A 16,379-nucleotide genomic window follows, 5' to 3' on the forward strand; every position below is an offset into this window, starting at 1 on the left:
CGGGCCGCGGGAAAAATGCGAGGTTGAGACGGATGCAATGTCGAACGGGTTACGCCAGCACGTCGGCGACGACGCTGCACAACCAATCCATTCGTTTCTCGTCCATTCCCGCAACGTTGATGCGACCGCTGCCGACGACGTAGACGCCGTGTTTGGTTCGCAGTTCGTCGGCTTGCATTGCGGTCAGGCCGCTATACGAGAACATCCCCTTTTGTTTCAGCAAGAACGAGAAATCCGGTGCACCGCTTTGTTTCGCCATGCCCGCAACGAATTGCTCACGCAGGTGGGTGATGCGGAGCCGCATTTCTTCGAGTTCGGCCTTCCACATCTGCGTTAGCTCATCGTCGGAGAGTACCGTTGCCACGATTGCACCACCGTGTCGTGGCGGGTTGCTGTAGTTCGAACGCACGATCACTTTCAATTGGCTCAACGACGCGGTCGCGGCCGCAGGTGTGCCGGCGACTAGGCCTACGGCACCGACCCGTTCGCTATAGAGCCCAAAGTTTTTGCTGTACGAAGAACAAACGATCGCTTCGGCACACGCATCGAGCATCGTGTGCAGGCCGACCGCATCGGCTTCGAGACCGTCGCCGAATCCTTGGTAGGCAAAATCCAACAACGGGATCAAACCTTGGGAGCTGACCACGCGAGCGATCTCTTTCCACTGGTCCGCGGTTGGGTCGACCCCGGTCGGGTTGTGGCAACATGCATGCAACAGCACCGCGTCGCCCGGACGCGTCTTGGTGCTCAGGTCGTTCAACATCGCCTCAAAGTTGAGGCTGCGACGATCGTCGGCCAAGTACGAATACGATTCGACGTTCACGCCTGCGGATTGCATGATCGCGTTGTGGTTGGCCCACGTCGGATTGGGCAGGAACACGCGAGTGGGCGAGCATTGACGGGCGAGGAATTCGCCGGCCACGCGTAACGCACCCGTCCCGCCGGGGGCCTGCACCATCGCAATCCGTCCGGCATCGATCCGGTCGCCGAAAACGAGCTTTTGCACGTCGGAGCGATAATCGGGCAGCCCATCGATCGAAAGATAGCCCTTCGTCTTTTCCGTCTCGATGAGTTTCTGTTCCGCCGCTTTGACACATTTCATGATCGGCGTGACGCCCGACGCGTCTTTGTAGACGCCGACCGAAAGGTTCATTTTTTCGCTGCGTGTGTCGGCAGCAAAAGCTTCGGTCAGCCCCAGAATCGCGTCCGGTGGGGCCAACGGGATGGAATCGAAACGGTGAGAGGCGGCGGTGGCCGATTCGGTCGCGGTCATGCGGAAATCAACACATCGGAGGGGGGAGGGAGTAGGGAACAGCAAGCTGACAGCCACAATCGTAACGAACCCGTGCTCAGACAAGTAGGGCCGGTGGGTGGCGAGGAGACAGGAGACAGGAGACAGGTGGTGGGTGTGAAATTCGCTGGGGGCCACCGACGTGGGCTCGTATCGGTTAGCCTAGGTGAATTGAGGATCACGACCGTGAACTGAATCGCGGGTCGCACGACGCTACATCAAGAAAGGAAAGGGGCCGGATGCAGCAAGCTCAGGAAAAAATCACCGCGTTAACCGATTCGCTCTCGGGGATCATCCAAGGCAACCGTGAAATTATCGAGGTGTTGGTCATCGCACTGTTGTCCAACGGATCGGTGCTGATGCAGGACGTCCCAGGGGTCGGAAAGACGACGCTGGCCAAGGCGGTCGCGAAAGCGATCGATGTGGAATTCCACCGCGTGCAGTTCACGCCCGATTTGTTGCCCGCGGATATTTTGGGTTCGTCGATCTACAATCCCAGCGAAGGCACCTTTCGATTTCGCCCGGGGCCGATCTTTTGCCATGTCTTGTTGGCCGATGAAATCAACCGTGCGTCGCCACGCACGCAGTCGGCGTTGTTGGAGGCGATGAGCGAAATGCACGCGACGATCGAAGGCGTGCAACACGATTTGCCCACACCGTTTCTCGTCTTGGCAACACAGAACCCGGTCGAATTCCACGGGACCTACCCGTTACCGGAAGCTCAGCTCGATCGATTTCTCGTTCAGTTGGAGCTCGGCTATCCCGATGCCGACACCGAAGTGAAAATTCTGCACGCGCAAGCACTCTCGCATCCGCTCGAACGTTTGGAATCGGTGCTCACGAAAGACGACGTGATCGAGTTTCAAGAGAGAGTGCGGAACATCCGTGTTGATGAAATCATTTCACGATACATCGTCGAGATCATTCAACAAACGCGAGACGAGCCGCGGTTGAAACTCGGCGTCAGTCCTCGCGGTTCGTTGATGCTGTTCCGGGCCAGCCAAGCCGCCGCGTTCGTTGCGGGGCGTGATTTCGTATTGCCCGACGATGTGCAACGGCTCGCGCCATACGTGCTGTCGCATCGATTGATCATGACGCCGAAGGCAAAATACGGTGGGGCTTCGGCTCACGAGATGGTTGCCGAAATTCTTGCACGGGTGAAAGTTCCGTCATGAATTGGGAATGGTCTTTCGTGTATCGGTACTCGCGTTTTCTGTGGTTGTATCGGTTCACGACGGCCGGCAAATGGATCTGCGCCGGTCTGATCTTTGCCGCGATGATCGGCAGTGCGTCGGTGGAGACGCCGATCTATCAATTGTTCTGCGCCTTGACCGCGTTCTTCTTCATCGATCGTTTCGTAGGGGCTGCAACCCGGCCTCGATTGTCGGTTCGTTATGAGTTGCCTGACCGGACGACTGCGGGCGAGACGTTCACGACCAACTTGACCGTAACCAATCGCGGCAAGCGGACCGCGTATGACGTCGGCGTGGCGTTCTTCGGATTGCCCGACAGCGTCGAGATGCTCGATCGCGAAACCACTCACGCACAATTGCCTGCCAACGAATCGGTCGCGACGTCGCTCCGCATGCGGGCTCGCCGGCGAGGAATCTATCCTTTGCCGCGGCCACGTGCGTTTTCCACGTTCCCGTTTAACCTGTTTCGCGATGCCCGGAGCGAGTCGGAAAAGGGCTCGTTGCTCGTCCTGCCCAGCTTTCATCCGCTCGTCGAGATCGATTTGCCCGTCGGTGCCCGTTACCAACCCGGCGGCGTTGCCCTGACGTCGAACATCGGCGAATCGCCCGAGTACATCGGCAATCGCGAATACGTTTCGGGCGACTCGGCGCGGCGAATTGACTATCGGTCATGGGCCCGGTTGGGGCGTCCGATCGTCCGTGAGTATCAAGAAGAGTATTACTGCCGCGTCGCGTTGGTGCTCGACACGTTCGTGCCGCCGGGACGCAAGCCTACCGCGGACGGTTTCGTTGAGTTGGAAGCCGCGATCAGTATGTCCGCGTCCATCGCCGATGCGCTCTCGCGGGGTGAGTACTTGATCGATCTCTTCGCCGCGGGACCCGAGTTGTATGTCTTTCGTGCCGGTCGGCACACGGCGCACTTCGACAACGTGCTGGAAATCGTCGCCGGTGTGGACGCATGTCGAAAGAATCCGTTCGGAACGGTCGCCCCGGCGCTCGCGGATGAGCTAGTGAATATCTCAACCGTCGTGGGCGTGTTTCTGGATTGGGATCAATCGCGTCGGGAGCTCGTTCGCGTGGCAATGGAACGCGGATGCCGGGTGAAGATCATCGTTGTTCGTGACGGCGAAACAACCGAACCGATTGATCTGGACGAAGCCGACGTGATGCAGGTGGGCGTTACGGAAGTTCGCGACGGAGGGATCGAAACGCTATGAGCAATCAACCTGCAAGTGAAAGTGGGCGGCAAGAAAGCCATGCGACATCACCGGGCATTCTGTTGTCGACTCGTTCATGGGATTCTCAACGGGTGGTCGCCGCGTTGCTGGTTATCCTGCAAGCCTGTGCGTTGGGTTACTTTTTCTTCACGCCCGTGTTCTCCACGATTGTCATTGCAGCGGCGGTGTTCGCTACGGTGACGAAGACACGGTTGCTGTCTTCTCAGTTGTCGCAACGGTTGCCGATCACGCTGGTGATCTTGTACGCGATTCAGCGGACTTTGGTGCCGTTGTCGTGGTCCGCCGGCGTGCAGGGGTTTCTGATTCCTGATGCGGCTTTGATTGTCGAGTACCTGTTGGTTTACCAAGTGGTTCGGTTCTTTGTCCGATCCGAAGATGACGGCCTACCGAGCTTTCTGCCGATCTTGGCAATTGTTGCGGTGGTCATCATCGGTGATACCCGCGTCGATTCCCTGGGGCGAACGGTCTACCAACTGATATCGCTCGGGCTGGTGATGTTGGTGCTCGCGTTCTACATGTCTCGGCGGCGAAGCGTTGGGGATGCCCGTGCCCATTTTTCGCGAGGTCATGTCGGTTGGCTCATTGTGGTCGGTGGCATTTGCATGGTCGCCGCCTGGGTTTCGGCGAGCGGTTTGTATCGTTATGCGAGGCAAATCGAAGACACGATGAACGCGTTCATCAATCCATCTTTGCGCCCCGATTCAGCGGGCTTTTCCGGTACCGGACGAATCGGCAGCGTCGCGCGGCAAAAGGGCAGTTCGGGCGATCGGGTGGCGCTGCGAGTCTATTCGCCACAACAGCCCGGGTACTTGCGAGGTAAGGCATTCGGGTTTTATCAACAGGGGCAGTGGCAACGTGAAAGCCAACCGGCTCAGTTGATGCCGACAGGTTATGTCTCCGATTACACAAACGACGCTGACCAAGTGTTCGAGTTTATCGAGGACGGATCCAATCAGTCGGACCAGTCTTTCAAATCGAAACTCGATATCTGGCCCAATCAATCGTTCCGCGAGGTTCTCTTCACGCCGTTGGGTGTCACTCGGTTGCAAGCGCCGGTCGAGAAAGTCTCTATCGACATTCACCGAATCATTACCGCCGAAACGATGCCCCCGGATACCGGGTATGTCGCTTGGCGATCGCGTAACGACGGAGTCGACTCGATCGAATCGCCCATGCTCAAGCCGAGTGATTGGACGACGCTGACTGCGTTGCCCGATAAGCTCGATCCGAGGATTGTTGAGCTGGCGAAAGAGATCGTCGGTGAAGCCGTCACGACGAACGATAAGATTGCGGCGATCGAAAACTTCTTTCTCGATAACTTTGAGTACCAATTCGGGATCGACGTTCCCAGCGGCACTGATCCCATTGCTTACTTTTTGATCCAGCGACCGCCGGCGCATTGTGAGTTTTTCGCGAGTGGTGCGGCGTTGCTATTGCGGTCCGTTGGCGTGCCGTGTCGGTATGTGACCGGTTTGGTGGCGGTCGAGAAAAATGAAATCGGCGATTACTGGGTCGCGAGAAACCGTGACGCTCACGCTTGGGCGGAAGCCTACGATCCCGAGCGGGGTTGGGTGCTCGTCGAGGCGACCCCGGCCAGCGGCCTGCCGCAGTCGATGGAGATTTCACGAACGAAACAGTTCTGGGACGCCGTTCAAGCGTGGTGGTTAAAACTGGTCGCGTCGATCCGAGCGGGAGGCATCGGCCGATTCCTGTGGTCGGGCCTGAGCCTCATGATCCGACCGATGGTTTTGGTCGGTTTCGCGATGTTGGTTTCTGCGATCACGTTTCGGTATTGGTTTCGCCGGCGAAGCAGAGCGAACGTGAAACCGACGGATCCCAAAGTGCAGGCGATCCAAAGGTTGCTGGACCAGATGGACCGCCGCTGGGAACGAGCGGGGTTGGGCCGCCGTCATCACGAGACGATGCATCAGTTCGCCGCGAGATTGCAGGCCAACGGCGATTCTTCCGATCACGAACACGCCGCGGCCTGGTACCGGCAATTCGCCACGATTCGGTACAGCGGCCGCGTGGACACCGAATCGATCGAGACGCTTCGAAACCAAATGGACGTCGGTGATTCGGCAAAGAACGTTACCACGGACACAGTCGCGGCCGGTTAGACGTTGCGCCGGCGCGATCAAAACACACGCTCGTATGATCGCGTCCGGTATCCTCAGACGGGAGCAACAGATTGCCCGCGAGCACTCTCGTTTGCGACGGAGTCCACGTCGGATTTTCCCCCACACGGCACTGTATTCGATTCGTTGAGGCAGCCGTTTCATGTTCCCGGAATTGGTAATGCTGCGTCCTCAAAACCTGATATTTGCTCCCGAAACGGGGCCGGGCTAATAAAAATGAAATTATTTTAACGGTTGCAAATCCTTTTCTGTGAGTGTGTTAGGGAGTGCATGTCCTCGTGGTGGCCTGAAGGCTTCATTAAAATCTGTTGACCCGCCCGTGGGATATCTTATGCTCAACCTGTCGCAAAACCACAGTGCTGACGGACGTCGCCACGGGATTCGGGGCCGGAATTCGGGCGGTGTCCAACGGCATTGTGAGTGTTCGTGAGCGACTGGTTTTAAAGGCGTCAGGCGGAACGGTTTTGTTTGGATCAATCAGTCGCAATGATCGTCCCCAACCATTTTCTTCATTTTTCATTTATCAGAGAGAACCGAACGATGAGATCGAGACGACAAGGATTTACGCTAGTCGAGTTGCTAGTTGTGATTGCGATTATCGGAGTGTTGGTTGGGCTCCTGTTGCCAGCCGTTCAAGCCGCTCGAGAAGCAGCTCGCCGGATGAGCTGCAGTAACAATTTCAAGCAAATCGGCCTTGGCATTCACAACTATCACAGTGCCTACAATCAGCTGCCCACGCAAAAGAGCGGCACCAGCGGTTTCGCTAGCCGAGGCGGTTCGAAGTTGCCCGGTTCTGAAGTTTGGTGGGACGCGAGTCTGATCAAGAATAACGAGCAACTGAGTTTCTTGGTTGGGTTAGTACCGTTCGTCGAAGGTCAGGCTCTCTGGGAGCAGATCAGTAATCCGAATGCACCGAATACTAATGGCAGTGCAGGTACCTGGACCGCCATGGGACCGACTCCTGAAAACGCGGACTACGGACCGTGGTCAACTGAGATTCCGACGTTTCGATGCCCGAGCGACCCTGGTGTTGGGCTCCCTTCGTTCGGCCGAACGAACTACGCCGCGTGTCTCGGCGACAGTGCTTGCCGCACGAGCGACGGTGGGCGAAGAGACGAACTGGATATCAGTAGTGGCACAGCCAACTATGCACGGACCGCCTGTCGCGGTGTCTTTGTTCCTCACGGAAAGGCCGCGTTCCGAGATATCCTCGATGGACTGGCCAACACGATCATGGCAGGCGAGATCACAACCGATCTTGGCGACAACGACGCCCGTACGAATCCCAAAACCGGTATGAACGTTCGAGATAACGCTCACGATGTTCCCAGCAAAACGTATGTCGGACTCGATTCCGATCGCCCACAATTTTGGGACACCGGTGCTGTCACTACTCTGCAGGCGATCTCAACCTTTGGCTCCGGTACAGGTCGTGGTTATCGTTGGGCAGACGGTAATCCGGTCTATACCGGCATGATCACGGTCTTGCCGCCGAACGCCCCCGTTGGCTTGATCATGTGTCCTGCAGGGAGTGACAACATCCAGGACAAGACATTGAACGACCCAACTCTCTCGGCGTATTCGGGCGGATACATGACTCCGAGCAGCCGTCACCAAGGCGGTGTCCACGTGCTGATGGGCGACGGTGCGGTCAAGTTCATCACTGACTCGATCGAGGCGGGTAACCAGAACAAAGCGTGTACGAAGGGAAGCACGTCGAAACCTGGCTATTCCAGCTTCTACGGATTGTGGGGTGCTCTCGGCACGAAAGCCAACAAGGAAGTCATCGACGAAGAAATCTGAGTTCGACAACCTGTCGTGAAGAACATGAACTCGGGCCCCCGCAAGGAGGCCCGAGTTTTTTATTGCTATCAGGGATAGCTGCGGGCAGATCTCATTTTCCAACAACACGACTTTGGTTCACTCGATGAATAAGCTCCCTTCGATTCTGGTCAGTGCGACGTTCTTGTGTTCCGTGTCCTTTGCGAAGGCAACGGATTACTTTGTCGGAAATGTCAATGCACTTGGTGAGGTCGCTAAGTCCGTCAAAGCCGGCGACACCATCACGTTCGCGTCAGGCGATTGGAAAGATGTCGAAATCAAACTTCCGGACCTTCCCGGTACGGCAGAGGAACCGATTACCGTGCGAGCCCTGGCTCCGGGCGAGACCATCATCACGGGAGCTTCGAACTTTCGATTCTCCGGGCAGTACGTGGTGGTCAAGGATTTCGTATTTCGTGACCTGACGGAGGTGAAAGACGCTGTCCAATTTAGATCGGACAGCAAGACGTTGGCAGAGCACTGCCGGATGACGGAATGTGTGTTTGATCAACCGACCTTGTATAAACCGAAGGGCCTGTCAACGCATTGGCTGGCGATATACGGAGCACACAATCGGGTGGACCACTGTTACCTGGGCGGCAAATCCAATCTTGGGACAACGTTGGTGGTTAGGGTCAACGAAGGTGCGGGACACCACCGGATCGATCACAATCATTTCGGCCCTCGGCCGGAACTCGGTGAAAACGGTGGTGAGACCATTCGTGTCGGAACGAGCGACGTATCCGAGTCCGATTCATTTACGATCGTTGAGGAAAACTACTTCGAATCATGTGATGGCGAGGTTGAAATCATTTCCAACAAGTCGTGTGAGAACATCTATCGTCGCAATGTTTTTGATCGATGCGCGGGATCGCTCACGCTACGTCATGGTCACCGGTGTCTCGTCGAAAAGAACCTTTTCTTGGGACATGGGAAGCCTAACACGGGTGGCGTTCGCGTGATCGGCAAAGATCACGTGGTCAGGAACAATTACTTCGAAGGGCTACGGGGGACGTCGAGTCGTGCGACACTCTCGCTTTATTGTGGAATCAAAGATTCACCGCTCAACGGCTACGCACCGGTTCAGAATGCAAGAATCCTGCACAATACCGTGATCGACTGTGACTCCTCACTCGAAATCGGAGCGGGCGAAAAACCTGGCCGTCGGATCTATCCCAAAGATTGCTTGATCGGTGGCAATCTATTCTCGACCACGAATCGAGAGATCATGCGGACGGGGCCGTCGCTAGCAACCATCCGGTTTGTTGACAACGCGAGTGCCTCGCGAAATCCACCACACACCAAAGACAAACCGATCCAATGTCGGCAGGTCACGGTTAATTGGATGCGGGATAGCAATGGGATGATGCGTCCTGGCATAAGCGAAGACTTTCGAGCATCCGCTAGGTCTCACATTTCGGATGACATCGATGGAGATACCCGTCCAACGTTCGCGGCAATCGGATGCGACGAACCAGGAGCGAGCGGCGCCGCGTTCCCGACCAAGGACACGGTTGGTCCACAATGGAAGTGATGGATGAGAAGTGCCGCTTGGCGATGCTACCATAGAGAACAGCGGTAGGCGGAAGTTTCGGTTCGTAGGAATTGGTCACGAATGGTTTTGAACTCCGCACCAATCTGACGCCACGATCTAATTGATGAGAGGCAACCAACCCGATGAATAGCGACGAAGTGACGCGTGATGAAGAAAGCATCGGAAATAGTAACCGTGTCGAAGGCCTCGATGATTGCCGAGCGAACCGTTGGGTGACGTTGAGGTGGGCGGCAATCCTTGTCGCGATCACTCTGTTGGCCTACGTGCCCGCGATCCAAGGCGGATTCATTTGGGACGATGACGACTACGTCACTGAGAATGACACATTGAATTCAATCAAGGGTCTCAGGGATATCTGGTTGGACCCTTCGGCGACGGTGCAGTACTACCCTCTGGTGCATTCTTCCTTTTGGATTGAAAACCATTTGTGGGGTTTGCAGCCGATGGGGTATCACATCGTGAACGTGCTGCTACATTCGATCAATGCGTTACTGCTATGGCGAATGCTGAGGCTGTTGGCTGTGCCGTGTCCATGGTTGATCGCAATGATCTTTGCCGTTCATCCCGTGCACGTTGAATCGGTCGCTTGGATCACGGAACGAAAGAACGTGCTTTCCGGGATGTTCTATTTGTCCTCGGCGCTGTGTTTATGGAAGTGCTGGGACGATGAAAGCGTGTCTGCGACCGAGACGAAACGTCGATACCTCTGGTACGGTGCTGCACTGTTGCTCTTTGTCGGTGCGTTGTTGAGCAAGACTGTTGCGGCGACGTTTCCCGCGGCATTCTTGGTGATCGTTTGGTGGAAAAGCGGACGGCTGACGATCGGAGACTTTATTAAGATGGCTCCGTTCTTCTTTCTCGGTATCACGCTCGGATTGTTAACGGTTTGGTTAGAGAAGCACCAAGTTGGTGCGAAGGGGATCGATTGGGAGTTGTCGTTCCTGGACCGCATCTTGATCGCTGGACGAGCACTCTGGTTCTACGCGGGAAAACTTGTTTGGCCGGTGCCGCTGGTCTTCACCTATCACCGCTGGGACATCGACACGGCGCAGATTTGGCAGTTTGTGTTTCCCGTTACCGCGATCGCGTTTGCCATCGGGCTTGCGATAAAGATCCCGCGGATCGGTCGAGGCCCCCTGGCGGCGGTCTTGTTCTTTGCGGGGACGTTGTTTCCCGCGTTGGGTTTCTTTGACGTTTATCCGATGCGATTTTCGTTTGTCGCGGACCACTTCCAGTATCTCGCCAGTATCGGAGTGATTGTGTTGGTTGTTGTCGCCGCGAAGACGCTCCTGGATCGCATGCTCGATGATGGTGCTCTCGTTGGCAAAATGATTGCCGGCGTGGTGATCGTGATGCTGGCCGCCATCACCTGGCAACAGGGGAAAATCTATGAAGGACTGGAAGTGCTTTGGCGAGACACGATCGCAAAGAATCCCACTTCATTCATGGCTCACAACAATTTGGGGGCTTTGCTGAACAAACGAGGTGACTTCGAGGAAGCCGAGGGCTATCTGTTGCAGTCGATCGAGCTCAAGCCGGGGTTTTACGAATCGGTTATCAACCTCGCCAAAGCGTACGAAGGGCAAGCGAAACTCGATGACGCGTTGATGCTGTACCGGCAAGCCACCGAATTGAACGCGGATGAATTGGAAGGATGGAACGGCATGGGGGCGATTGTCGGAATGAAGGGCGAACTAGATTTGGCCGAAGAGTACTTTTTAAAAGCACTCGAATTGGATCCCAGTCGTGCAGAGACGCACGCCAATCTGGCCACGTTGCACGCGGCACGCGGCGACTTAGCAAAAGCAGAATCGGGCTTTACCGAGGCGATCGCGTTGGACCCCGCATCGGCGGACGTGCGCCGGAATCTCGCGGGAGTCCTGATGGCCCAGGGGAAAACAGCCGAGGCGTCGGCAGAATTGAAAATCGTTTTGGAGATGGAACCGAACAATGTCAGTGCCCTACTCAATTTGGGGCTGATCGCAGCCGGGGAAAACAAGTTTCGGACCGCGGCAGGCTACTTCGAACGAATCACTGAAATCGATCGCTCGAATGTGAAAGCGCACTACAACGCGGGCGCCATGTATGACCAACTGGGCGATCAAGCCAAAGCGAAATATCACTTCGATCGCTTCGAGCAGTTGAAGTAACGATCGAAGACGAAGTTTCTGGGGCGTCCGGACCGGTTACGTCGCTGCCCCTGACGCAGGAGGACGTGGGTGTCAGTTTCCCGCTGGGTGATGCTGGAAGCTTAGCACGATAGAGCGATTTATAGGAACTTCTCGTTCCCATGCTCTGCCTGGGAACTCCGCCCCCGAGGCTCCCGCCTTGCATTCTGTAAAGCAGGCGGGAGCCTGCGAGTCAGTGGGTTCCCAGGCAGAGCCTGGGAACCAGTCGAAGTTTCGTGCGAGCTACCTACGTGGACTCTTCGGGAGTCATGCACTAGGCGATTCCGGCTGTGAGTGGCCCGCTATCGCTCTCGGGCCCCCGTCTGCGGTTTGTCCGACTGAAGGAAGATGGTGCCATTGGCTTTGAGGGTTGTGGCTTCGCGAACCGCGACCTTTGACACTCTTCCATTTTCTTTGCGAATCCAAGCAAACGTGGCATCGGTTTCGAGGCTTTCGAAAGTCGCCGGTGCGGCTGTGGGCTGCAACACGAAGACGTCGGTGGTGTTGCCGTCTTGAACCGTTACCGCCACCTGATTGCCATTCCTGACCGACGACACCTTCGGTCCCTCTTTGCCTTCCGCTGACGGATAAAGCACCTGCAGGATCACTTGGTCGGTTCCGGTCCCCGTGGCTTTCGTGTACGGGTAAACGCCGTAGTCACCTTTGATATAGCTTAGTTCGCCTTCGGCGTTTTCGATTTTGAAGTCATCTGCCGAACCGAACGTCCACGCGTGCATTCGGGCGGCCGAACCGTAGTCGTCGTTTACATAGTTCCACACGCGGTAGCTTCCATCGCCTTCCATTGTCGCACGGCCACCGTGCAGCATCGCGGTGGCTTCGGCGGCAACGGGTGAACTGACGATGTCGGCAACTACGAAGTAAGACTCGCCAGGAAAGGCGATCGCGCGGCGCAGCGTACCGCCGTCCGGATACGGTGCCTCTTTCTCCTCGAAGTCAAAAAAACTGGTGTTGATTCGGTAGCGAGACACTGGCGTGACATTTTCGGCAACATCGACGGGTGCCTTGCCGTTCAAGGTGACAACGTTGTGGGCTTCCGCCTGGTTGTACCACTCGGTGCGGATCTTTTCGCCATAGCTCTTTCGACTGTATCCGGCGTCGCAAGCCATCATTTGATTTTCGGCGGAGATGATAAAGCTGAGGTGTTCGGCATGCTGGTGGTTGTCCGCCTCCGCCACGCCCTGGAACAGCAAGAAACGTCCCGACGGGTCGCTGGTCTTCCAAGTGTTGCGGAACATGCTTTGGCCGCCGTCGAGAAAAATCGTCGGCGAGACATCCGGCGGCGTGGATTTGATTGACGGGTCGTAGGTGAGATATTCGTCCAGTGGCAGTGTGTAGTCCCATGATGCGCCGGTGTAGTTGAAACCGGTTTTCTGGACCGCGGCATCGAAGGGCTTCATGTCGGTCGTGTTCCATGCCCACATCATCACTTCGGCGAGTGGTGCGGAGCTGTGTAGGAAGGTGGGGCTGTTCTTGTACATTGACGCCGCCATGTGCGCCGGGAACGGACGGATGAACGAGTCTTCAATATTCGGCAGCCAGCCGTTACCGTTCCGCACGCCCACGCCCCATTCCATCAACGGCTGAAATTCGTCGAATTGATTGACGCCCGAAACATTGTGGTAGTGGATCATGAATGGCAGGAAGTTCACCCAACTGAAGACCATGTATTGAGAGCCCTCGCGGTAGATTCCATCGGCACTAAAAAAGTAGCGGGTGTTGTCGTTGCCTGCCGCCAACGCGACACCGAGCCAACTGTAGGCGTCTTTCTCGTCGCACAACGCCAGTGCTGCCGATCCGAGACCCCAGGCGGGTTTCGAGAGATGGTTATGCGGACGTGGGGTCCAGTGATAGATGTTTCTGCCCATCCAATCGGCCTGCTTGATTAGCCGCTGGCGGATCGCGTGATCCTGTTCGGCCGTCAGGTACGGCTGGACCCAATCGTAGGCGGATACGTAGTTCTGCAACCAAGAGCCCAGATAGATCTCGTCGGTTGGGCCCCCTTTGCTTTTGGGATCAAACAAATAGATCGGTCCGTCATAGGCTCGCTGCAACGATGCGGTCGTGCGATCAATCCACTTTTGTTTCTCTGCCCCATCGTCGGTCATCCAAATCATGAAGCCACTGTATTTGGCGATCATGGACATGAAGCCGTAGTATTGATGGATCGGATTCTTTTCGTCATTTGCAGACGGAACCGGCAAGAGATCCATCGTCAGATATTCGCTTTCGACGACTTGTTTCCAAAGTCGTGAAGCCTGCTCGTCCTGATCCTTTTTGCCTCGCATTGCCGCCGCATCCTCCGCACTGAACCAGAGCGATGGGTGCGTCTCGTTCGCGGGAAGTTGGGGAACCGAATTGCAAGTGAAGCCGTTGTAGGATTCGTAGTTGGCCAGTTCAACGGCGTGTGCCGTGGCTGCCGTAAACAGGCCAGCGATTAAGATGAGTGTCTTCATGCGCAATAAACTCCACCGTTAATGTCAAGTGTCGCTCCGGTTACGAAACCGTCAAACTGCTCGGCCAGAAAGACCGCTGCATGAGCAACATCGTTGGGATTGCCCGCTCGTCCGATCGGAATCTGAGCGATGGTGGCATCGGCTGATTCCTTCGTCGTGTGGGTGTTATGAAAGCTTGTTTCCAAAATGAGACCCGGCGCCAGTGCGTTGACACGGATACCGTCGGGGCCGAGTTCGTTGGACAAGGCACGCGTCATCGTCAGTACCGCGCCTTTGGCGGTAGAGTAGACCAGCGATCCGGCATGACCGCCTTTGCGGCCCGCCAGCGACGCGAGATTGACAATACTTGCGCTGTTGGCTTCACGCAGCGCTGGTGCGGCAAACTTGGTCACGTTGATCATCGAGGTGACGTTGACGTCGATGACCGACTGCCAAAAATCCATGTCGACCTCATCGAGGCCGCGCCGCCCGATTAGCGATCCGGCGTTGTTGATGAGAATCTCGAGTCCTCCCAACGCTTCGACCGCGTTCTCGACCATCTGTTTCGCCTGTGCCGGATCCGTTAGATCGGCTTGGATTGCTTCGACCCGGTCACCGTATTCGGCTTTGAGTTCATTGGCTGCGTCGGCTGATGAAAAATAATGGACGACGACCTTGCAGCCTGCGTCTAAGAGTGCACGACTGATCGCCAATCCGATTCCCTGGACGCCGGCGGTGACCAACGCACGTTTTCCGTTCAGTTTTTCGTTAATGGTTTGGTTCCTTTTCTAGATGCTCGGTGAAGTAAGAAGCCCACGCCGCCGATCAGGCCACCGCAGAACAGGAAGGCAATGCGCCCGCTCGGTAGATTGGGGACGAACGCCATCAGGCTGACAAAGCCTCCGTAGATATAGCAAAGAACGCTCAAGGTCTTTGACTGCACGTGGTCTTTGGCTTCACCGACTTCTTTTGCAAAGTCAATCGGAGTCCGCATCGCGGTGAAGAAGTTGTCCACTCGTTCGCGGTGTTCCGGACTGGACATGTTGTTGAACAGCGATGTGAACAAGAACCAGACGGAGCAAACTACCACGTTGGCGAGTATGCCGAAGAAGTAAAAGTAATCATTTAACTCGCGGGGACTCAGTTCACCGTCGAACCCGAACGCTTCGCCGAACCACACGGGGTCGATCAAGTACTTGATTACGAGCGATACGGTCAGTCCGATGAGGACCGTGCTCCAACCAGACCAGGATGGCGTGTTCTTGACAATCATGCCCCACAACAACGGCATCACGTACGGTATGGCAATCAATCCGCTGAACAACAGCATCACATTGAAGAGATCCAAATCCTTTAATTGGCTGATGAAAATCGCAATCAGGATGATCAACACACCGAACACGGTGGATGCTACGCGTCCGGCTAAAAGAAGATGCGTTGGTGAAGTGTTGGGACGCACCCGCTGATAGAAACTTCGAACGAAGATGCCTGCATTGCGATTGAGCCCACTGTCCATTGATGAAATGGTCGCCGCGAATAAGCCGCAAACGAGTAGGCCCATCATTCCCACCGGCAGCACTTTCATTGCTGCAAAGATGTAGGAGGCTTCGGCAGGGTTTTTGAGCATCGGGAATTCAACCGATAGATCGGGGCTCAGCACACGGGCGGCCATCGGCGGGATGAACCAGATGATCGGGCCGACCAGCATCAATCCGGACGCAAGTAGTGCCGCCTTGCGAGATTGGTGTTCATCCTTGACGCCCAGGTAGCGATAGGAGTCCTGCATGTTGTTGATGATCACAAACTGTTTCACGAACGTTGCAATAATCCAAAACCAAATGATCTGCGGACGGGCTACTTCAGTCCAGTTGAAGTGATGGGTTGGCACCTTTTCGATCAGGCCAGAAAAGCCGCCAATGTCGGCGTGGCCCAGAACCATGAACGCCGTCACGATGGACACTGCCATCAAGATCAACAACTGCACGAAGTCACCGGCGCAGATGGCCCATGAACCACCAGCCACCGACAACACAATGACCACGATCCCGACGACCCAGATTGTTTGCGTCATATCAAACCCGAACACTGCCGTCGAAAACACGGCCAGTCCGTTCAACCAGATGGCGGCGTAGACCAGACTCATTGGAATTTGAAGCCAAGTAAAGACCTGTTCGTTGACTGCACCAAATCGTTCGCGAACGGCTTCGATCGGCGACACGATTCGCATGCGGCGGAAACGCGGGGCAAACCAGACGTAGTTGCAGAAAAATCCGACCGCGTTGGCGAAGAAAATCAACGCGACGAGTGTGCCGTCTTGATAGGCCTTGCTCGCGGCCCCGGTAAAGGTCCACGCGCTGAACTGTGTCATGAATGCCGATGCCCCGACCATCCACCACAACATTTGCCCGCCACCGCGGAAAAAGTCGCTGTCGTTTTTGCTGTATCGCTTGAAGATCGGTCCAAGCGAAAGCATGAACAGGAAAAAGAAAGCGATCACGACGTAGTCGTAAATGGTGAGCATG

10 protein-coding genes are annotated in these 16,379 nt (G+C 55.9%); 6 read left to right on the forward strand and 4 right to left on the reverse strand.

Annotation, left to right across the window (positions count from 1 at the left end; all coding sequences use genetic code 11):
- Positions 1–49: 49 nt before the first annotated feature.
- A complete protein-coding gene (locus FHS27_RS14600; protein WP_184305661.1) occupies positions 50–1,273 on the reverse strand; it encodes an amino acid aminotransferase in 1,224 nt (407 codons plus the stop codon).
- Between the two features lie 257 nt (positions 1,274–1,530).
- Here FHS27_RS14600 and FHS27_RS14605 point away from each other — a divergent pair, with 257 nt between their 5' ends.
- The 6 genes from FHS27_RS14605 (at position 1,531) to FHS27_RS14630 (ending at position 11,386) form a co-directional block, all read left to right on the forward strand.
- Positions 1,531–2,466 carry an AAA family ATPase gene (locus tag FHS27_RS14605; protein WP_184305662.1) on the forward strand — a complete coding sequence of 312 codons (936 nt, stop codon included), beginning with the start codon at positions 1,531–1,533 and terminating at the stop codon, positions 2,464–2,466.
- Positions 2,463–3,701, forward strand: coding sequence for a DUF58 domain-containing protein (locus tag FHS27_RS14610; RefSeq protein ID WP_184305663.1), 1,239 nt, complete (start codon positions 2,463–2,465; stop codon positions 3,699–3,701). The genes FHS27_RS14605 and FHS27_RS14610 overlap by 4 nt, the downstream gene beginning before the upstream one ends.
- Positions 3,698–5,842: a transglutaminase TgpA family protein gene (locus FHS27_RS14615; RefSeq protein WP_184305664.1), complete on the forward strand. Its 2,145-nt coding sequence runs from the start codon at positions 3,698–3,700 to the stop codon at positions 5,840–5,842. The genes FHS27_RS14610 and FHS27_RS14615 overlap by 4 nt, the downstream gene beginning before the upstream one ends.
- A gap of 558 nt (positions 5,843–6,400) precedes the next feature.
- Positions 6,401–7,663, forward strand: a complete 1,263-nt coding sequence (locus tag FHS27_RS14620) for a DUF1559 domain-containing protein (protein ID WP_184305665.1) — start codon at positions 6,401–6,403, stop codon at positions 7,661–7,663.
- Between the two features lie 124 nt (positions 7,664–7,787).
- Positions 7,788–9,215 (forward strand): polysaccharide lyase 6 family protein, encoded by a 1,428-nt coding sequence (locus tag FHS27_RS14625; RefSeq protein WP_184305666.1) that lies wholly within the window; start codon positions 7,788–7,790, stop codon positions 9,213–9,215.
- A gap of 143 nt (positions 9,216–9,358) precedes the next feature.
- Positions 9,359–11,386, forward strand: a complete 2,028-nt coding sequence (locus tag FHS27_RS14630; RefSeq protein WP_184305667.1) for a tetratricopeptide repeat protein — start codon at positions 9,359–9,361, stop codon at positions 11,384–11,386.
- A 320-nt stretch (positions 11,387–11,706) separates the two neighbouring features.
- Here the strand turns inward: FHS27_RS14630 and FHS27_RS14635 are convergent, their stop codons facing one another.
- From FHS27_RS14635 to FHS27_RS14645, 3 genes are read right to left on the reverse strand one after another with little or no spacing between them, the layout of a single operon-like run.
- A complete protein-coding gene (locus tag FHS27_RS14635) occupies positions 11,707–13,878 on the reverse strand; it encodes a heparinase II/III domain-containing protein (protein ID WP_184305668.1) in 2,172 nt (723 codons plus the stop codon).
- Positions 13,875–14,600 carry an SDR family NAD(P)-dependent oxidoreductase gene (locus FHS27_RS14640; RefSeq protein WP_184305669.1) on the reverse strand — a complete coding sequence of 242 codons (726 nt, stop codon included), beginning with the start codon at positions 14,598–14,600 and terminating at the stop codon, positions 13,875–13,877. Before FHS27_RS14640 ends, FHS27_RS14635 begins: the two co-directional genes overlap by 4 nt.
- Before the next feature lie 14 nt (positions 14,601–14,614).
- Positions 14,615–16,378 carry a sodium:solute symporter family transporter gene (locus tag FHS27_RS14645; RefSeq protein ID WP_184305670.1) on the reverse strand — a complete coding sequence of 588 codons (1,764 nt, stop codon included), beginning with the start codon at positions 16,376–16,378 and terminating at the stop codon, positions 14,615–14,617.
- Position 16,379: the final 1 nt, after the last annotated feature.

Source organism: Aporhodopirellula rubra, from assembly GCF_014192335.1.
Lineage (GTDB): Bacteria > Planctomycetota > Planctomycetia > Pirellulales > Pirellulaceae > Rhodopirellula > Rhodopirellula rubra.